15 protein-coding genes and 1 pseudogene are annotated in these 18,811 nt (G+C 70.7%); 7 read left to right on the top strand and 9 right to left on the bottom strand.

Annotated features, from left to right (window positions below; translation table 11 throughout):
- The first annotated feature begins 34 nt into the window (after nucleotides 1-34).
- Nucleotides 35-727 carry a TetR/AcrR family transcriptional regulator gene (locus tag PUR53_RS06645; RefSeq protein ID WP_329896473.1) on the top strand — a complete coding sequence of 231 codons (693 nt, stop codon included), beginning with the start codon at nucleotides 35-37 and terminating at the stop codon, nucleotides 725-727.
- A gap of 19 nt (nucleotides 728-746) precedes the next feature.
- Here the strand turns inward: PUR53_RS06645 and hppD are convergent, their stop codons facing one another.
- Both hppD and PUR53_RS06635 read right to left on the bottom strand, forming a co-directional pair.
- Nucleotides 747-1,952: a 4-hydroxyphenylpyruvate dioxygenase gene (hppD, locus tag PUR53_RS06640; RefSeq protein ID WP_329907704.1), complete on the bottom strand. Its 1,206-nt coding sequence runs from the start codon at nucleotides 1,950-1,952 to the stop codon at nucleotides 747-749.
- A gap of 126 nt (nucleotides 1,953-2,078) precedes the next feature.
- The gene (locus PUR53_RS06635) at nucleotides 2,079-2,747 is read right to left on the bottom strand and encodes an IclR family transcriptional regulator (RefSeq protein ID WP_329896472.1); all 669 of its coding nucleotides are present in this window, start codon (nucleotides 2,745-2,747) and stop codon (nucleotides 2,079-2,081) included.
- 178 nt (nucleotides 2,748-2,925) lie between these two features.
- On the opposite strand from PUR53_RS06635, the gene PUR53_RS06630 reads away from it, so the two are divergent.
- The 4 genes from PUR53_RS06630 (at nucleotide 2,926) to katG (ending at nucleotide 8,525) form a co-directional block, all read left to right on the top strand.
- The gene (locus PUR53_RS06630; protein WP_329896471.1) at nucleotides 2,926-4,107 is read left to right on the top strand and encodes a homogentisate 1,2-dioxygenase; all 1,182 of its coding nucleotides are present in this window, start codon (nucleotides 2,926-2,928) and stop codon (nucleotides 4,105-4,107) included.
- Nucleotides 4,104-4,982: a hypothetical protein gene (locus tag PUR53_RS06625; RefSeq protein WP_329896470.1), complete on the top strand. Its 879-nt coding sequence runs from the start codon at nucleotides 4,104-4,106 to the stop codon at nucleotides 4,980-4,982. Before PUR53_RS06630 ends, PUR53_RS06625 begins: the two co-directional genes overlap by 4 nt.
- Nucleotides 4,979-6,175, top strand: coding sequence for a fumarylacetoacetase (gene fahA / locus PUR53_RS06620; RefSeq protein ID WP_329896469.1), 1,197 nt, complete (start codon nucleotides 4,979-4,981; stop codon nucleotides 6,173-6,175). The genes PUR53_RS06625 and fahA overlap by 4 nt, the downstream gene beginning before the upstream one ends.
- A 160-nt stretch (nucleotides 6,176-6,335) precedes the next feature.
- Nucleotides 6,336-8,525 (top strand): catalase/peroxidase HPI, encoded by a 2,190-nt coding sequence (gene katG / locus PUR53_RS06615; RefSeq protein WP_329907703.1) that lies wholly within the window; start codon nucleotides 6,336-6,338, stop codon nucleotides 8,523-8,525.
- 53 nt (nucleotides 8,526-8,578) lie between these two features.
- Here katG and PUR53_RS06610 read toward each other — a convergent pair whose 3' ends face one another.
- On the bottom strand, nucleotides 8,579-8,971 hold the full coding sequence (locus PUR53_RS06610) for a VOC family protein (RefSeq protein WP_329896467.1): 393 nt from the start codon (nucleotides 8,969-8,971) through the stop codon (nucleotides 8,579-8,581).
- A gap of 261 nt (nucleotides 8,972-9,232) precedes the next feature.
- On the opposite strand from PUR53_RS06610, the gene PUR53_RS06605 reads away from it, so the two are divergent.
- Nucleotides 9,233-10,102, top strand: coding sequence for a hypothetical protein (locus tag PUR53_RS06605; RefSeq protein ID WP_329907702.1), 870 nt, complete (start codon nucleotides 9,233-9,235; stop codon nucleotides 10,100-10,102).
- Nucleotides 10,103-10,169: 67 nt separating this feature from the next.
- On the opposite strand, the gene pntB is transcribed toward PUR53_RS06605, so the two are convergent.
- The 6 genes and pseudogenes from pntB to PUR53_RS06575 all read right to left on the bottom strand — a co-directional run.
- Nucleotides 10,170-11,603 carry a Re/Si-specific NAD(P)(+) transhydrogenase subunit beta gene (gene pntB, locus PUR53_RS06600; protein WP_329907700.1) on the bottom strand — a complete coding sequence of 478 codons (1,434 nt, stop codon included), beginning with the start codon at nucleotides 11,601-11,603 and terminating at the stop codon, nucleotides 10,170-10,172.
- 6 nt (nucleotides 11,604-11,609) lie between these two features.
- The gene (locus PUR53_RS06595; RefSeq protein WP_329907699.1) at nucleotides 11,610-13,175 is read right to left on the bottom strand and encodes a Re/Si-specific NAD(P)(+) transhydrogenase subunit alpha; all 1,566 of its coding nucleotides are present in this window, start codon (nucleotides 13,173-13,175) and stop codon (nucleotides 11,610-11,612) included.
- Between the two features lie 354 nt (nucleotides 13,176-13,529).
- Nucleotides 13,530-14,156, bottom strand: a complete 627-nt coding sequence (locus tag PUR53_RS06590; RefSeq protein WP_329907698.1) for a hypothetical protein — start codon at nucleotides 14,154-14,156, stop codon at nucleotides 13,530-13,532.
- A 54-nt stretch (nucleotides 14,157-14,210) separates the two neighbouring features.
- On the bottom strand, nucleotides 14,211-15,080 hold the full coding sequence (locus tag PUR53_RS06585) for a universal stress protein (protein WP_329896462.1): 870 nt from the start codon (nucleotides 15,078-15,080) through the stop codon (nucleotides 14,211-14,213).
- Between the two features lie 252 nt (nucleotides 15,081-15,332).
- Complete coding sequence (locus tag PUR53_RS06580) at nucleotides 15,333-15,803, bottom strand: cupin domain-containing protein (protein ID WP_329896461.1); 471 nt, start codon at nucleotides 15,801-15,803, stop codon at nucleotides 15,333-15,335.
- A 77-nt stretch (nucleotides 15,804-15,880) separates the two neighbouring features.
- Nucleotides 15,881-16,990 (bottom strand): annotated as a pseudogene (locus PUR53_RS06575) (glycoside hydrolase family 43 protein); the annotation flags it as partial.
- A 188-nt stretch (nucleotides 16,991-17,178) separates the two neighbouring features.
- Here PUR53_RS06575 and PUR53_RS06570 point away from each other — a divergent pair.
- Nucleotides 17,179-18,798, top strand: a complete 1,620-nt coding sequence (locus PUR53_RS06570) for a sigma-70 family RNA polymerase sigma factor (protein ID WP_329907697.1) — start codon at nucleotides 17,179-17,181, stop codon at nucleotides 18,796-18,798.
- Nucleotides 18,799-18,811: the final 13 nt, after the last annotated feature.

Below are 18,811 nucleotides of genomic sequence, written 5' to 3'. Positions count from 1 at the left end.
ACGATGCAATGTATCGCAACAGTACGATGTGGCCATGACTGTGTGGGACCGACCGGAGCCGCCGACCCGCCCCGTGCCGCTCGACCGGGAGCGGATCGTCGCCGCCGCCGTCGCGCTGGCCGACGAGGGTGGGCTGGAGGCGGTGTCGTTGCGCAAGGTCGCCGGCCGGCTGGGCGCCGGGCCGATGCGGCTGTACGGGTTCATCTCCACCAAGGAGGAGCTGTTCGACCTCATGGTGGACGAGGTCCACGCCGAGATCCTCCCCGAGGAGCAGCCCGGCGACTGGCGGGAGGCGCTGAGCGTGCTCGCTCACCGCACCCGGCGGACCGCGCTGCGGCACGAATGGCTGGCCGACCTGCTCGGCGGCCGCCCGGCCCTGGGCCCGAACAGCCTCGCCGTGACCGAGGCCACGCTGGCCCCCCTCGACGGTCTCGCCGACATCGACACCGTCATGCGCGCCGTGGAGACGGTCAGCGCCTACTTCACCGGCGCGATCAGGCGCGAGGTGGCGAACCTGCGGGCCGAGCGCGCCACCGGCCTGTCCGAGCTCGACTGGCAGCGCGCCTCCGGCCCGCACGTGACGAAAATGCTGGCCACGGGCCGCTTCCCGGCGCTGGCCAAGGCCGTGTACGACGGCACGGACGTGGACGCCGAGACCTCCTTCGCGACCGGCCTCGACTGGGTCCTCGACGCCGTGGCCACCAAGCTCACCCCGCCCCCGGCGTGACGCCCGGCGCTCCGCACCGCTAGAAGTTGCCGCGCTTCTCCTGCTCGCGCTCGATCGCCTCGAAGAGGGCCTGGAAGTTGCCCTTGCCGAAGCCGAGGGAGCCGTGGCGTTCGATGAACTCGAAGAACACGGTGGGCCGGTCGCCGATCGGCTTGGTGAAGATCTGCAGCAGGTAGCCGTCCTCGTCGCGGTCGACGAGGATGCCGCGCGAGGCCAACTCCTCGATGGGGACGCGGACATGGCCGATGCGGGCGCGCAGCTCCGGGTCGGTGTAGTAGCTCTCCGGCGTGGCGAGGAACTCGATGCCCTTGGCCCGCAGCACATCGACGGTCCTGATGATGTCGTTGGTGGCGAGGGCGAGGTGCTGGGCGCCGGGGCCGCGGTAGAAGTCGAGGTACTCGTCGATCTGGGAGCGCTTCTTCGCGATCGCCGGCTCGTTGAGCGGGAACTTCACCCGGTGGTTCCCGCTGGCGACGACCTTGCTCATCAGCGCCGAGTACTCGGTGGCGATGTCGTCGCCGATGAACTCGGCCATGTTGGTGAAGCCCATGACGCGGTTGTAGAAGTCGACCCACTCGTCCATGTGCCCGAGTTCCACGTTGCCCACGACGTGGTCGAGTGCCTGGAAGACGCGCTTGGGCTCGTTCTCGGGCTTCACGTAGCCCGAGGTCCGGGCCACGTATCCGGGCAGATAGGGGCCGGTGTAGCGGGAGCGGTCCACCAGGGTGTGGCGGGTCTCGCCGTACGTGGCGATGGCCGCCGTCCGGACGGTGCCGTGTTCGTCGGTGCTGTCGTGCGGTTCCTCCAGCACGGTCGCGCCCTGTGCGCGGGCGTGCTCGACGCACTTGTCGACGTCGGGCACCTCCAGCGCGATGTCGATCACGCCGTCGCCGTGGCGGCGGTGGTGGTCCAGCAGCGGGCTGTCGGGGTCGACGCCGCCCTTGAGCACGAAGCGGATCGCCCCGGAGCGGAGCACGAACGCGTGGTGGTCGCGGTTGCCGGTCTCCGGGCCGGAGTAGGCGACCAGCTCCATCCCGAAGACCGTCTGGAAGTACAGCGCGGACTGTGTCGCGTTGCCCACCGCCCAGACCACCGCGTCCCATCCGGTCACCGGGAAGGGGTCGCCCGCGGCGTCGTACTCGACGAGCCCGACCAGCTGCTTGAGCTGCTGCAGGTCGAGGTCCGCAAGCCGTTCCTGGCTCGTGAGGGTCTGATCGATGCTCATGCGTCATCCCTTTCGGTGTGCCTGCCTGCCGGCGCGTGGCGGTAGAACACACCGGCTCCCCCGGCCTGCACAAGAGTCACCTTCCGAGCTGCTCAAGCTGCTCAGTTTGTCTCCCTTCTGCGGGCTTCACCTGGACAATCTGTCCAGTCGCGTGGCCGCCTCCTTCACCTGTGCGGCGACCGAGCCGATGTCGAACGTGTGCATGGCCACCACGCCGACCGAGGCGCCCACCGCGCCGGGCACCTCGAACCCCACCGCGATGCCGGTGGCGCCCTGCTGCAGTTGTCCCGAGGTGACGCTGTAGCCCGACTCCCTGGCGCGCGCGACCTCTTCGGGCTCGTCGGGCCGGGGCGGCTGCAACGCGAGGATGGCGATCCCGTTCGCCCCTCGCTCCAGCGGATGCCGGACGCCGATGCGGTAGCCCACCTGGACGGGACCGTGCTGCACGGCCGGCTGCGCACCCGCCACGGGAACGCACTCCCCCGCCCCGTGCGCCACCGTCAGGAAAGCGGAGGTGCCGGTGCCGTCGGCGAGTTCCTGCAGAACCGGCTGGGCCGCCAGGACCAGCTGCTGCTGGAACCGCCCCGCCAGCGTCGCGGCTCCGGCACCGAGCCGCACGCGCTTGCCCTGCCGGGAGACCAGCGCGTGCTCCTCCAGCGTCCGCACGATCCGGTACGCGATGGCCCGGTCGATCCCCAACCGCGCCGCCAGGTCCGCCACCGTCAGACCGTCGGCCGTCAGCGAGATCAGGTCCAGAGCCCGAAGCCCACGATCCAGGCCTTGCAGGGTGGCCATCGACACCTCCGAGAGAACCGACAGAGCTTCTTCGGGCGCCACGTTAGGGCACGTCAGACGCGCAGGCGGTGCCCGGGAGCGCGGGCGGAACCTTGACTGGGCCGTCGCCCCGGACCTACCGTCCGCTTGTCGCTTCGAACGCACAAACATGTGCGCTGAGCGCACAAAGGAGAGGGACTTGCCGTACTACCACCGGGCGGGCGCGGTTCCGCCGAAACGCCACACCCAGCACCGGGACCCGGACGGGAACCTCTACTACGAGGAGCTGATGGGCGAGGAGGGTTTCTCCTCGGACTCCTCGCTGCTCTACCACCGGCACATTCCGTCGGCGGTGCGGGAGTTCCGCGTGTGGGACCTCGGCGACCAGTCCCTGACCCCCAACCACCCCTTGATCCCCCGCCACCTCTCCACGCACAAGCTGTTCGCGGACGGCGGGTCCGGCATCGACGCGGTGACCGGTCGCAGGCTGCTGCTGGGCAACGAGGACGTACGGCTGGCGTACGTCGTGGCCGACACGGTCAGCCCCTACTACCGCAACGCCATCGGCGACGAGTGCCTCTACGTCGAGGACGGCCGGGCCCGCGTGGAGACGGTCTTCGGTGACCTGGAGATCGGAGACGGGGACTATGTGATCGTCCCCCGGGCGACCACGTACCGGATCGTCCCGGACGGGCCCGTACGGATCTACGCGATCGAGGCCAACTCGCACATGGGGCCCGCGCGGCGCTACCTGTCCAGGCACGGCCAGCTCCTGGAGCACGCGCCCTACTGCGAGCGCGACCTCCGCCTCCCGGATGGGCCCAAGCCCGTCGACGGCGAGAACGTCGAGGTGTACATCAAGCATCGGGGACCGGGCGGCGTCGTGGGCACCGTCCACACGCTGCCGCACCACCCCTTCGACGTCGTCGGCTGGGACGGTTGTCTGTACCCGTACGTGTTCAACATCCGTGACTTCGAACCGATCACGGGCCGGGTCCACCAGCCCCCGCCGGCGCACCAGGTCTTCGAGGGCCACAACTTCGTGATCTGCAACTTCGTCCCGCGCAAGGTGGACTACCACCCGCTGTCCGTGCCGGTGCCGTACTACCACTCCAACGTCGACTCCGACGAGGTGATGTTCTACTGCGGCGGGGACTACGAGGCCCGCAAGGGCTCCGGGATCGGACAGGGCTCGATCTCCCTGCACCCCGGCGGCCATCCCCACGGCCCCCAACCGGGCGCGATGGAACGGTCGATCGGGGCGGAGTTCTTCGACGAACTCGCGGTCATGGTCGACACCTTCCGTCCCCTCCAGCTCGGGGAGGCCGCCCGCGCGACGGACGACGGAACGTACGTCTACTCCTGGGAGCAGAACCGATGAGCGCCCCACGCCCACCGGAGATCCCCCCGCTACTCGCCGGCCTGTTCGACGACGCGGCGGTCTTCCCGCCCGGCAACCTGCCCCTTGAGGAGGCCGTCCAGGCCCACGTGGCGCACAAGCAGAGCGCCCATGCCCGGCTGGTCGGCGCGTTCGTCCTCGCCGCGCAGGACCTCGACCGGCTGGCCGGGCTGACCGCAGGCCTCCCCGCGGGCTCGTTCGACCTCTCCGTGACCGTGCCGCTGTCGGGTGTCTCCGACGCCCTCACCGCCGCGCGCCGGATCCCGGCCGTACGGCTCGTCGGGGTGGAGGTCGCCGTCCCGGACGGAGTCGCCGCCGGCACGGTCGTACCCGCCCTGACCGAGGCGATCGACGACGACACCGATCTCACCGTCCACGTCGAAGTGCCGCGCGACGCCCGGCGCGAGGCGCTGCTCGCCGCACTCGCCGGGACCCCTTACCTGGCCAAGTTCCGCACTGGAGGCATACGCGCCGACCTCCACCCCGACGAGCGCGAACTCGCCGCGTCCGTCCTGGCCGCGACACGGTCCGGGGTGGCGTTCAAGGCGACCGCGGGGCTGCACCACGCGCTGCGCAACACCGACCCGAAGACCGGCTTCGAACAACACGGGTTCCTCAACCTGCTCGTCACCACCGACGCCGCCCTCCGGGGCGCCGAGGAGGCGGAGCTGGTCCGGCTGCTGGCCGACCGTGACAGCGACCGGGTCGCCGCGCGGGTGCGCTCCCTGTCGCCCCGGGTCCGTGACCTGTTCCGCTCCTTCGGCACCTGCTCCCTCGCCGAACCCGCCGTCGAGGCGGCCCAGTTGGGTCTGCTGCCCGCCACGACGACCGCCGACCTGACCGAGGTGTCCGCATGACCAGCACCACCCAGTTGACCGTCCCGGCCGAGTCGCTGTTCGGCCTGGCCAATCTGCCCTACGGCGTCTACTCGGTGCCCGGCCACGCACCCCGCGTGGCGACCCGCTACGGCGACCATGTCATCGATCTGGCCCTGCTACTGGACGACGACGTCTTCGCCCGACCGAGCCTCAACGCCTTCATGGCGCGGGGCCACGCCGACTGGATGGAGACCCGGGCCGAGATCACCGAGCGGCTCCGGGGCGAGATCCCCGCCGAGGCCGTCCATGGGCTGGGCTCGGTGACCCTGCACCTGCCGTTCGAGGTCGCCGACTACGTCGACTTCTACGCCTCCGAACACCACGCCTCGAACCTGGGCCGGCTCTTCCGGCCCGACAACCCCGACCCGCTGATGCCGAACTGGAAGCACCTTCCGGTCGGTTACCACGGCCGGGCCGCCTCCGTCGTCGTCTCAGGCACCGACATCGTCCGGCCCTTCGGGCAGCGCAAGGGCCCCCAGGACCCCGCTCCGGTCTTCGGGCCCTCGACCCGCCTCGACATCGAGGCCGAGCTCGGCTTCGTCCTCGGGACCGGCAACGCCATGGGCGAGTCCATCGCCGCCGAGGACGCCGAGCGGCACATCTTCGGGGTGGTGCTCTTCAACGACTGGTCCGCGCGCGACATCCAGGCCTGGGAGTACGTCCCGCTCGGCCCCAACCTGGGCAAGTCGTTCGCCTCGACGATCTCGCCGTGGGTGGTGCCGCTGCTCGCGCTGGACGCCGCCCGGGTCCCGGTCCCGCCGCAGGAGCCGGCCGTGCTGCCGTATCTGCGGATGGAGCGGCCGTGGGGCCTCGATGTCGACCTCACCGTCGCCTGGAACGGTCAGGTGGTCTCCCGGCCGCCGTACTCCGCCATGTACTGGTCGCCCGCCCAGATGCTGGCGCACCAGACCGTCAACGGCGCCCCCTCACGAACCGGCGACCTGTTCGCCTCCGGCACCGTCTCGGGCCCGGAGAAGGAGCAGCGCGGTGCCTTCATCGAACTGACCTGGGGCGGCCGGGAGCCCGTCACCGTCAACGGTCGGCAGCGCACGTTTCTGGAGGACGGGGACGAGGTCGTCCTGACCGCCACCGCCCCGGGTGCCGACGGAACCCGGATCGGCTTCGGCAAGGCCCGCGGCCGGATCACCGGCGGAAAACGCAAGGGGTACTGAGCAGGACTGCGGAAAGGAGGGAATTCCTCGCACGTTTGTCATGCGAGGGGCGCCCTGCGTGTTTCGTGGCGGTGCCGTCCGCGGTGCGCGACCATACGGACGCCGAGATCACCTTCATCGGCATGGTGCGCGGAAACACCGAGACAGAAAGTAGGACGACGTGTCCGGCAGCGAAAGCGAAAACCCGGCAATCGCCTCCCCCACCCCCACGCCGACTCGGCCCAGGACGAACCGGGACTGGTGGCCGAATCAGCTGGACCTTCAAATTCTCCACCAGCACTCGTCCCGCTCGAACCCCCTGGACGAGGACTTCGACTACGCGGCCGAGTTCGCGACCCTCGACGTCGACGCGCTGAAGCAGGACGTCTTCGACGTGATGACGACGTCGCAGGACTGGTGGCCCGCCGACTACGGCCACTACGGACCGCTCTTCATCCGGATGAGCTGGCACGCCGCGGGCACGTACCGCATCGCCGACGGCCGGGGCGGAGGCGGCAGCGGCGCCCAGCGCTTCGCCCCCCTCAACAGTTGGCCGGACAACGCGAGTCTCGACAAGGCACGCCGTTTGCTGTGGCCGGTGAAACAGAAGTACGGACTGAAAATCTCCTGGGCCGACCTTCTGGTTTTCGCCGGTAACTGCGCCATGGAATCGATGGGGTTCAAGACGTTCGGGTTCGGATTCGGGCGAGAGGACATCTGGGAACCCGAGGAAATCTTCTGGGGGCCCGAGGACATCTGGCTCGGGGACGAGCGTTACAGCGGCGACAGGGAACTCGCCGCTCCCTTCGGTGCCGTGCAGATGGGACTGATCTACGTCAATCCGGAGGGGCCGAACGGAAATCCGGATCCGCTGGCCGCCGCGCGGGACATTCGTGAGACGTTCGGGCGCATGGCGATGAACGACGAGGAGACGGTCGCACTCATCGTCGGCGGCCACACGTTCGGCAAGTGCCACGGCGCGGTCGATCCCGAGCACATCGGCCCCGAACCCGAGGCCGCGCCCGTCGAGCAGCAGGGTCTCGGCTGGCGGAACAGATACGGCACCGGCAAGGGCTCCGACACGCTCACCAGTGGCCTCGAAGGCGCGTGGACGTCCGCGCCGACCCGGTGGGACAACGGCTACTTGGACAACCTGTTCGGGTACGAATGGGAGCTGACGACGAGCCCGGCGGGTGCCAAGCAGTGGACGCCCACGGATCCCGCGGCCCGGGGCACGGTGCCCGACGCCCATGATCCGTCGCGCAGTCACGCTCCCATGATGCTGACGACGGACCTCGCACTGAAGGTGGATCCCGTCTACGGCCCGATCTCCAAGAGCTTCCACGAGAACCCGGAGAGGCTCGCGGACGCCTTCGCCAAGGCGTGGTACAAGCTGTTGCACCGTGACATGGGGCCCGTCGCGCGGTACCTCGGCCCGTGGGTCCCCGAGCCGCAGCTGTGGCAGGACCCCGCCCCCGAGGTCGATCACGAACTGGTCGGAGACGCGGACATCGCCGCGCTGAAGAGCGTGATCCTCGCCTCGGGGCTGTCCGTCTCCCAACTGGTCGCCACCGCCTGGGCGTCCGCGGCGAGCTTCCGCGGCACCGACAAGCGGGGCGGGGCCAACGGGGCACGGATCCGGCTCGCGCCGCAACGGGACTGGGAGGTCAACCAACTGCCCGAGGTGGCGGAGGTGTTGCAGAGGCTGGAGCGAATCCGGGAGGACTTCGCCCGCTCGCAGACCGGCGGTACCAGGATCTCGCTCGCCGATCTGATCGTCCTCGGCGGATGCGCGGCCGTCGAGCAGGCCGCGAGGAATGCCGGGCACGCCGTCACCGTCCCGTTCGCGCCGGGGCGCACGGACGCCTCGCAGGAACAGACCGACGTGGAGGCGTTCGCCGTGCTCGAACCCCGGGCCGACGGGTTCCGGAACTACCTCCGGGCGGGAGAGAAGCTGTCGCCGGAGACCCTGCTGCTGGACCGCGCCAACCTGTTGACGCTGACGGCTCCCGAGATGACGGTGCTGATCGGCGGCATGCGGGTCCTCGACACGGGCTTCGCGCGATCCCCGCACGGTGTCTTCACCCACCGGCCGGAGACGTTGACCAACGACTTCTTCGTCAACCTGCTGGACATGGGCACCGAGTGGAAGGCGTCGACTTCGGACGAGAACGTGTTCGAGGGCCGGGACAGCGCCACGGGCGAACCCAAGTGGACCGCCACCGCGGTCGACCTGGTCTTCGGTTCGCACTCCCAGCTCCGAGCGCTGTCGGAGGTCTACGCGGCGCAGGACGCGGGCCGCAAGTTCGTACGGGACTTCGTGGCCGCGTGGGACAAGGTGATGAACCTCGACCGGTTCGACCTGGCCTGAGCGGAGGTCCCGGGGGGGGTGAGGCCCCCCGGGACGCCCTCAAGCCCCGCCCGTCAGTTCTCCTGGAGCACGGAGAGGACGTTCCCGGCGGGGTCGGTGAACCAGGCGATCGCCGCGGGACCTCCGTCGCCGACCCGGACGATGCCCTTCTCGTCGTGGTCGAACTCGGGATAGCGCTCCAGGCTCACGCCGCGCCGCTCCAGTTCGTCGACGGCGGACTCGATGTCGTCGACGGGGAAGTTGAGCAGCGTGAAGGTCGCGGGGGTGTGCGTCTCCTTCGGGTAGACGAAGACCCGCGCGCCGCTGCCCAGTGTGAGGGTCAGCATCCGCATGTCGCCCTGCCCGCTCTCCTCCACCCGCAGACCGAGCGTCTCACCGTAGAACCGGCGGGCCTCGCCGAGGTCGTCGACCGCGAAGCCGCTGAACGCCTGAGTCTGTCCGAACATGTTGTGTGCCTCCTTCATGCGTGGGCCGTCCCGAGAACGTCAGGGCACACCACGCCGGCCAAGGTCGCGGGCGCGCCACGCGATCGGCGTCCGGATGGTCGCGCGCCCTTCACCCGCGCGAAGCGACGGTCGACCACCGGCGGCGCACAAGGGCACCGGCCGTCCTTACGCAACACGAGTGAATCCGCTGACTTCCCCGCTCGGTTCGGGCGTGAGTTTCGTACGGTCTGTGTCGGGATCCGGCGGCCGTGGGGAGGGTGGATGCTGTTGTCCCTCGGACCGTCCGTCGGCTGCTTGGTGCTGACCCTCTCCCTCGCGCTCCGGGCCTGGGGCACGTGCGGGCGGGTGCGGACCCGTCTGCTTCTGGTGGCGGGTTCCGCGATCGCCGGAGGCGTCTACCGGGCCTCCCTCGTCGCGCTGTCGACCCCACCGCAACCGGCCCCGGACGCACCGGGGTTGACCGATCTGGCGGTGACCGCCGGGGTGACGGTCACGGTCGGGCTGGGGATGGCCGGTCTGGTGATGGCGGCCGATGCCGGTACGGGGTGGCAGGCGTGGCTGCGGCGCGTGCTCGACGGGGCCGTCATGGCGGGGGCGGTGTTCATGGCGGGGTGGGTGCTTTGGGGCCGGTCCGGTGACGGCTGGCGGCCGGAGACGGGGATGCTCGGCGTCCTGTGGGCCTCGGAGGTCGTGTTCCTCGGTTTTCTGCTCGCCCTGCGACGTCTCGTCCGGGGCGACCAGCAGGCCACCTTGTGGACGGCGATCGTCGGGGTCTTCCTCATGCTGATCGGCGACACCCTGCGCCTGTCGCGGGTCGGTGCACCCGGCGACGAGGCGCTTTCCTCCCTGGCCGACGTCTGCGACACCGTGGGCCTGCTGGTCGTCGCTGTCGGCCCCTGGGTGCCCGGCGGGGCCAGCGTCCTGGGAGCAGGCCGGCCGATGTTGCGATCGGGCATGGAGGGCACCGCGGCGTTCATCCCGCTGACCGTCTGCACGGTGTCGGCGCTGGGTTACGCGCTGGCGCCGCTGGCCGACGACCCGGTACCGCTGTTGGTGGGCGGCATGGCACTCCTGGGCCTCTGGGCCCGCCGGATCTGCCTGCCGAGCGAGACCACCGGCAAGGACGACTGAGCGGTGCGGCGGTGCCGTTCCGTGCCCGGACGACGTACCGTCCGGGACACGGAACGCACCTCGCGTTTCAGCGCGACGTGGTGGCCATGGCCTGGGTCGGTGTGTCGAGGGAGTCGAGGCCACGCAGGATGTCCTCGACCCGCTGCTTGGCGTCGCCGAAGAGCATCCGGGTGTTCTCACGGAAGAACAGCGGGTTCTGCACGCCCGCGTAACCGACGGCCATGGACCGCTTGAAGACCACCACCTGGCCCGCCTCCCACACGTGCAACACCGGCATGCCGGCGATGGGGCTCGCCGGATTGTCGATCGCGGCCGGGTTGACGGTGTCGTTGGCGCCGATGACCAGGACCACCGAGGTGGCGGGGAAGTCGTCGTTGATCTCGTCCATTTCGAGGACGATGTCGTAGGGCACGTTGGCCTCGGCCAGCAGCACGTTCATGTGGCCGGGCAGCCGGCCCGCGACCGGATGGATACCGAAGCGCACCTCCACACCGCGCTCACGCAGCCTGCGCGCCAGCTCGGCCACCGGGTACTGGGCCTGCGCGACCGCCATGCCGTAGCCGGGCGCGATGATCACCGAGGTGGCGTCCCGCAGCAGTGCGGCGGTCTCCTCGGCGTCGATCTCCCGGTGCTCGCCCTGCTCACCATGCTCGCCGTCCTCGGCGGGGGTGCCGAAGCCGCCGGCGATCACCGAGAGGAACGAGCGGTTCATCGCCTTGCACATGATGTACGAGAGATAGGCGCCGGAGGAGCCGACCAGCGCGCCGGTGACGATGAGCAGGTCGTTGGCGAGCAGGAACCCCGAGGCCGCCGCGGCCCAGCCGGAGTAGCTGTTGAGCATGGAGACCACCACCGGCATGTCACCGCCGCCGATGGAGGCGACCAGGTGTGCACCCAGGGCGAGGGCGACCACGGTGACCGCGATGAGCAGGCCCATGCCGGGCCGGGCCACGAAGGCGATGGTGAGCCCGACGAAGGCGACGAGCGCGCCGATGTTGAGGATGTGTTTGCCGGGCAGCGTCAGGGGGCGGGAGTCGATGCGGGCCGCGAGTTTGAGGTAGGCGACGACGGAGCCGGTGAAGGTGACGGCGCCGATGAACACGCCGATGAACACCTCGGCGTGGTGGATGCCGAGCAGGGATCCGGTGAGTTCGGCGTCGACGTCGAGGTAGCCGTTCCAGCCGACGAACACGGCGGCGAGGCCGACGAGGCTGTGCATGATGGCGATCAGCTCGGGCATGCCGGTCATCTCCACGACCCGGGCGCGCCACAGTCCGATGCCCGCGCCGAGCGCGGTGGCGACGGCGATCAGGACGAGACCGGTGGCGGTGATGCTGCGGGAGGCGAGCCCGATGGTGGCGGCCAGGGCGATGACCATGCCCGTGATGCCCCAGACGACTCCTGAGCGGGACGTCCGGTGCTGGGAGAGACCCGCGAGGCTGAGGATGAACAGCAGCGCGGCGACGACGTAGGCGGCCTGGGCGGCCGTGACGGTGGTCATCCCTGATCAGCCCTTCGAGAACATGCCGAGCATGCGGCGCGTGACGGCGAATCCGCCGAAGATGTTGATGCTCGCCAGCAGGATCGCCGCGAACGACAGCACGGTCACCGCCGTGTTCCCGTGCCCGATCTGCAGCAGCGCTCCGACCACGACGATCCCGGAGATGGCGTTCGTGACCGACATCAGCGGCGTGTGCAGCGCGTGGTGCACCTGACCGATGACGTAGAAACCGATGACGATCGCCAGCACGAACACCGTGAAGTGGCCGATGAGTTCGCTCGGTGAGAACGCGGACACCAGGAACAGGGCGAGCGCTCCGGAGCCGACGAGGGCGTAGGCGGACCAGGCCGGGCGCGCCGGCTTCGCCGCCGTCCCGGAGGAGGACGGCGTCACGGGGTTCGGTCCTTCGTCAGGGGCCGTGGCGGGCGCGGCCGACACCTGGACCGGGGGCGGGGGCCAGGTCTTCTCCCCGTCGCGGACCACGGTCATCGACCGCTGCACCACGTCGTCGAAGTCGAGGACGAGGCGGCCGTCCTTGCCAGGGGTGAGCAGCGTCATCAGGTTGACGAGATTGGTGCCGTACAGCTGTGAGGCCTGGGCGGGAAGCCGACCGGGCAGGTCCGTATAGCCGATGATCGTCACATCGTTGTCCGTGACGACGGCCTTGCCCGCGACCGTCCCCTCGACATTGCCGCCCTGCGCCGCCGCCATGTCGACGATCACACTGCCGGGCTTCATGCGCGCGACATCGGCAGCCTTGATCAGCCTCGGTGCGGGCCGGCCCGGGATGAGCGCGGTGGTGATGATGATGTCGACGTCGGCCACCTGCTCGGCATACAGCCGCTCGGCCAGCCGGTTGTAGTCGTCCGAGGTGGCCCTGGCGTAGCCGTCGGTGCTCACCTCCTGCGCGGCGGAGACGGTGAGGAACTCGCCGCCCAGGGAGCGGACCTGCTCGGCGACCTCGGGTCGGGGGTCGGTGGCGCGGACCACCGCACCGAGACTGCGGGCCGCGCCGATCGCCGCCAGTCCGGCGACCCCGGCACCGGCCACCAGCACCTTGGCGGGCGGCACCTTCCCGGCGGCGGTCACCTGCCCGGTGAAGAAGCGGCCGAAGGCGTGCGCCGCCTCGAGCACGGCCCGGTAACCGGCGATGTTCGCCATCGAACTGAGGACGTCCAGCGACTGGGCCCGGGAGATGCGGGGCACGGCATCCATGGCGAGCACGGTGATCGGCCGCCGGGCCAGCTCCTCGACCAGTGCCGGGTTGAGCGCCGGGCTGATCAGCGCGATCAGCGTGGCCCCGTCACGCAGGCGGCCGATCTCCTCGCCGGAGGGGCCGTTCACCTTGAGCACGATCTCCGCCGCCCAGGGGTCGCCGAGCCGGGCACCGGCCTCCTCGTATGCGGCGTCGGAGAACCGGGACGACTCCCCCGCCCCCGGCTCGACCACCACGTCGTACCCGAGCGCGACGAGTCGGCCCACGGTCGTCGGGGTCGCCGCCACCCTGGTCTCGCCCGCGGTGGACTCGGCCGGGACGCCGATGCTCTGGGGTTCGGGTTCCTCTTGGACCATCCTGTGTCTCTCTTCCCGTGGACGTCGTGGTGTCGGGCCTCTCCGCCCGGCGCTGGGTCTGCTTGTCCGTTCATCGGTGCTCATGCCTGGGCGCCCGCCCCTGTGGTTCCTGTTCCCCCTCGCGGACCCCACTTGTTGACCCATGCCCCGTGAGTACGAGGTGGATACGAGGCGGGGGCACTCAATCGCCGCTCGGCAGCCGAGGCCGATGCCGCCGTGGGGCGGGGCGGGGTGGCGGGACGGGGGCGGGGGCGGGGGCGTGAGGACGCTGTGGAGGAGGACGAGGAGTGCCATGGCCCAGGCCGGTCCGCCAGGGGCTCCACCAGGCGTAAGCCGTCCGAGGACCCGCGAGGATTATCCCGCTCCCGCTCCCGCGTGCGGTGGCAGCCGTACATCCCGGGGCCAGCCGTTCAGGCGGGTGAACTGGCGCATGAAGCGCTCGCAGCGTGCGGGGAAGTCGTCGCCCCGGTCGCGCAGCCGAGTGAGCTCGATCATCCGCGCGGGGTCGGACTCGGCCGATTCGAGCATGGAGATCTCGGCACCGAACTCGCCACCGCCCAGGCTGCCCGCGGCCAGCGCGAGGGCCGTCGCGGTCACGACGCCGACGCATGTCCTCGTGGGACTGAACACCGCGTGCACCGGTTCGCGATGCTCCTGCCGGGCTTCCTGGTCCGCCGGCTCGCAGGGGTCCCACATGATCAGTCCGACCGTGTCCTGCGCACCGGCGACGCGGAAGGCGAGGTCCCGTTCGGTCGGGGAGCCGGCGCCGCATGCGCCGACCAGCACGGCGCCCAGTTCCCGGGGCCCGAGACGCCGACCCTCGTCGACGAGACACCCCTGATCGAAAACGCGGTCGGCGATCACGTGGATGACGGGGAGCGTTCCCATACCGAGCAACCGCGCCAACGTCTCCCGAGCGGTGGCGACGAGCCCGTCCACGGGCACGGGAACGCGCATCGTTGCCACGAGGTCGACAGACATGCCGACGAAGATAGCCGCTCGCGCCGGACTCGACGGGCGTCGAAGCCCGCCCGGTCACTCGTGCGGGACGACCGCGACGGGGCAGCGTACGTGGTGGATGGCCGCGTGGGCCACGTGATCCAGATGGTGGGTCATACCGTGCTGGTGCACACGCCGTCCGACCACCAGCAACGCGGCACCCTCGGCGGCGTGCACGACGGCCTTGGCGGGGCTCGCGAGACGGATGCTGTCCTCCACCTCCACCTGCGGGTACTTCTCGCGCCATGGCTTGAGCGCCTTGCCCAGCTTCTCCCGCGCGTCCTTGGTCAGCTCCTCGCTGACTCCGTGGTCCACCCCCCAGGGCATGCGCGCGTGGAACGGCACGCTGCGCCCGTGGACGGCGAGCAGGGGGAGGTCCCGGGCGGCGGCGCTGTGGAACGCGAAGTCGAGCAGGTCGTCACCGGATCCGTGCAGATCCATCGCCACGACGACCCTGTCGCCCGGGGTGGCGACCGGCTGCTCCTTGGTCGGGTCCGCGCGGACCAGGGTCACGGGCCGCCGGGCCCGTGCCACGACCGCCATGCTGACGTCACCCATGAAATAGCTCTCGGTGGATCCCAGCCGCCGTGAACCCAGCACCAGCATCTCGGAGTCCGAGGCGGCCCGGAGCAGCGCCTCCTGCGCGTCGTCGGCCACCAGACTGCCGACGACGGAGAGTCCCGGATGGCGTGCGCTCAGCTCTGTCTGCGCGGTGTGCACCAGGCGCTTCGCCCAGTAGTTCTGGTCGACCTCGGTTGGGGCGCCGGGCGGTTCCGGCGCCAGCAGCGGCCACGCGTGCAGCAGCCGCAGGGTGAGCCTGCGCTTCTCGGCCTCCTCGGCGGCCCACCGGGCCGCGGCGAGGCTCTCGGGTGAGCCGTCCAGGCCCACGGTGACTACTTGTTCCATGGCGGCGGCCTCCGTCTCGTACGAAGCTCGGTGCGCCGGTGACGGGCGGCGAGGGCGCCCGTCGGTCCTCTGGCCCGGACCTCGCCGACGTGCCGGGCGGCTGCTGCGTTCCCTCCTTCGAGAACTACCCCAATCCGCTCGGCCTCGCATGTGGACCGGATGGCGTACGAGGCCGGTACCTGATCGTGCTCGCCCTCACCGGGGTCGCGGCGGAGTTCACCGAGGACGCCACCCAGGGTCGGTCCGACGGGGTCAGTGGGATCGTGTCCGGTAGCGGCTGCGGAACTCGGCCAGTAGTTCGTCGGTCACCTGTGCCCCGGCGCTGACCGCGGCGTGGACGTCGCGGAAGTAGTTCTCGTACCCGGCGGGGGTGTAGAGGCACAGGGCGCGGACGCGGGCCGGGCCCGCGTTGCGGAAGCCGTGCGGTGTGCCGCGGGTCGCGGCCAGCAGATGCCCGGGGCCCACGGTGACCTCGCCGTCACCGGTGTGCAGTGTCAGCTCGCCCTCCAGGACGTAGAAGTACTCGTCGTGCCCGTCGTGCACGTGCGGTCGGGCGCCCACGGTGCCCGCCTCGAGGCTGAACTCCTCGAAGGCGAAGCGTCCTTCGGTGTGTTCACCGGTGAGCCGGAAGAAGTGGGTCACCCCGGCCACGTCGAGGCGCTCCCCCTCTTCCGGCCGGCGCAGCAGCGGCTGGGAGGTGGCGGCATTTTCATGATCAGTCATGGGGACATCCTGTCCCCATCTTGGAGGGCCGCCTCGGTCAGGGGGTCACCGCGTCGGCGCCGACACCCCCGGCCGCATCAACTCGTCACGCGGAACGTGGCGTCGGCGCGCCCTGTCGCGGTGGTGATCGGGTCGAGCCGCAGTTGGAATCCGTAGTGCCGGAGGTAGCGGTCGGGGTGGTTGTACGACTGGAACGACGACCATGCCGCGTCGGCCAGGCCGGCGACCTGACGGAAGCTCGCGTCCCCGGCGAACTGAGCGGTGCCGTCGTTGTGGGCCAGTTGGAAGTCGAACCCGGCGTGTCTCAGGAAGTGGCCCGGGAAGTTCACCGACTCGAAGGAGACGGTCCCGGAGCCCGCCAGACCGGTCCGCAGCCGGAACTGGGCGTCCGGCCCGGTGATGTTCGGGTCGATGCGCACGTCGAAGTTGGCGTGCCGCACGTACCGGTCCTGGAAGTTGTACGACTGGAGCCGGTTGACGGCGGTGCCGGGCCAGCGTGCGAGGACGCGGCTCTCCTCGGCCGCCGTCAGGTTCAGGATCCAGCCGTGGCGCTTCTTCGTGCCGCCCATGCCGTAGCTTCCCGACGCCTGCCCCTGGTACGCGGCCGGGTCGGCGGGGTCGGTCGTCAGGACCGGCATGTAGCCGCCGCCCGAAGCGTACTGGTCGAGAGGTTGCCGAGGGTGGTCCAGGTGCCGAGGATCGAGTCGCTGCCTTCGAGGGTGATCTGCCCGTCGCCGGAGGCCCGCACATTGCGGTGGGTGCCGACGCCGTCCGGCACCTCGATGATCTGGGTGTCGATGATGCCCTGGGTGCCGGGACGGTCGATAGAGCCGCGGGGTGGTGACGGTGCGGAAGTCCGATGTGCGGGCGTAGTAGATGCGGTGCTTGAGCACACCGTTCAGGGTCGCGTTGGTCGCCCAGTACAGGACGTAGTCATTGGTCTGGGGGTCCCAGATCGCCTCGGGGGCCCAAGCGTTGCGCCCGTCGGGGATCGCGCCCGCGACGTTCAGCAGCCACGGCTGCGACCACGTGACCAGGTCCGTGGACTCCCAGACGACGAGGTTGCGGCTGCCGTTGTTCTGGGCGGTGCCCCAGTTCTGCCCGCAGCCGATGCACAGGTCGGTCGCGACGATCCAGTACTTGTCGCCGCCGGGGGCGCGGACCAGGGCGGGGTCGCGCACCCCGCGCGCTGGGCATGCGGGTTTCCTGTCGCTGCGCGGGTGCGTACGTACAGGAGACGCACGGGCGGCCCGCCCATAACGGGAAACGGGGAACGGAATTCTTCTGAGCGACCCCCGGGGAGTCCGTCGGTTTCATCCCTGACACACTGTCGCCGCTCGGCACATCAGAGGGGCGACGGGACAGGTGGGGCGGGGTGCGTTCGCGGGACACACGGGAACAGCCGGACGTGGCCGTCGTGGTGGCGGCGCGAGCCGGGGACCCCCATGCCTCGGACCAGTTGCTACGGGCTTGTCTGCCGTTGGTCTACAACATCGTCGGGCGGGCGCTGGACGGACACGGCGACGTCGACGACGTGGTCCAGGAGACCATGGTGCGGGTCCTGGACGGTCTGCCCGGACTGGAGCACCCGGACCGGTTCCGGTCCTGGCTCGTCGCCATCACCGTGCGTCAGATCCGCGACCGATGGCGCGGCGGGCGTACCCGGTTCACCGCGGTTCCCCTGGAGGAGACCGCCCAAGAGGCGGACCCGCAGGCCGACTTCGTCGATCTGGCGATCCTTCGACTGGCGCTCTCGGGGCAGCGCCGCGAAGCGGTGGAGGCGACCCGCTGGCTGGAGGACGAGGAACGCGAGGTGCTCGCGCTGTGGTGGATGGAGACCGCCGGTGAACTGACCCGCGGCGAGCTCTCGGCGGCCTGCGGCCTCACACCGCAGCACACCGCGGTCCGGGTGCAGCGGGTCAAGGAACGGCTGGAGAGCGCACGCACCGTGGTACGGGCCGTGACCGCCTCGCCGCGCTGCCCGGTACTGGCCACCGTCCTCACCTCGTGGGGCGGGCGGCCGTCCGCGCTGTGGCGCAAACGGCTCGCACGCCATGTCCGCGACTGCGCGCGGTGCCGGTCCAGCACGTCCGACCTGATCCCCGCGGAGGGACTGCTGGGCGGCCTCGCGCTGGTACCGGTACCCGTCGGCCTGACCGGCCTGGTGCTGACCAGGGTTTCGGAGGCGGGCTCGGCGGCGGAGACCGTCGAGGCGGGCGTGCGTACGACGAGCGGCGCGGGAGGAACGACGAGCGGCGCGGGCCGTACGGCGCATACGTTCGGCGGACTGGCCGCCAAGCCCGTGGTGGTGGCGGTCGTGGGTGCCGTGACGCTCGCGGCTGCCGGCGTGGCCTGGTACACCGCGACGCGGTCCCCCGATCCGGCTCCGCGCCCCGCCGCCGTGGCCCCGTCCTCGCCCGCCGCCCCGTCCGTGTCACCGTCCTCGACGACGCCCGCCTCACCGAAACCCACCCCCACACCGACGCGGACGCCCACACCCACGCCGACTCCGACGCGGACAACAGCTCCGACGACAGCGCCGACCGCGGCTGCGGCACGCTTCTCGGGGCCGCAGGCCCTGCGGTCGGTCGACGTGCCCGGCTCCTACGTCAGCCGGTCCGGTCGATTCGGCGCCCTGAACCCGGTCGGTGCCACCAGCTCCGCGGCCGCCCGGCGGGCGGCCACCTTCACCTTCGTGCCGGGCCTCGCCGACCCCCGCTGCTACTCGCTCAGGGACGGTACGGGGAGGTATCTGCGGCACTACGCGTTCCGTATCCGACTGGACACCGACGACGGATCCGCCATCTTCCGGGAGGACGCCACCTTCTGCGCCCGCTCCGGCTCCACCGGCGGTTCGGTCTCCCTGGAGTCGTACAACTACCCCGGCCGCTACCTCCGCCACCGGGAGGACCTCCAGCTCTGGCTGGACCCGGCCGAGGACACCGCCGCGTACCGGACGAGCCGCTCCTTCAGCGTCGTCGCGCCGTGGGTCTGACGGTGACCGAGCG

The sequence above is a fragment of the Streptomyces sp. SP18BB07 genome, from assembly GCF_036322545.1.
Classification (GTDB): Bacteria; Actinomycetota; Actinomycetes; order Streptomycetales; family Streptomycetaceae; genus Streptomyces; species Streptomyces deccanensis.
Note: the sequence above shows the minus strand (reverse complement) of the source record. Positions and strands in the feature narration are given on the sequence as shown.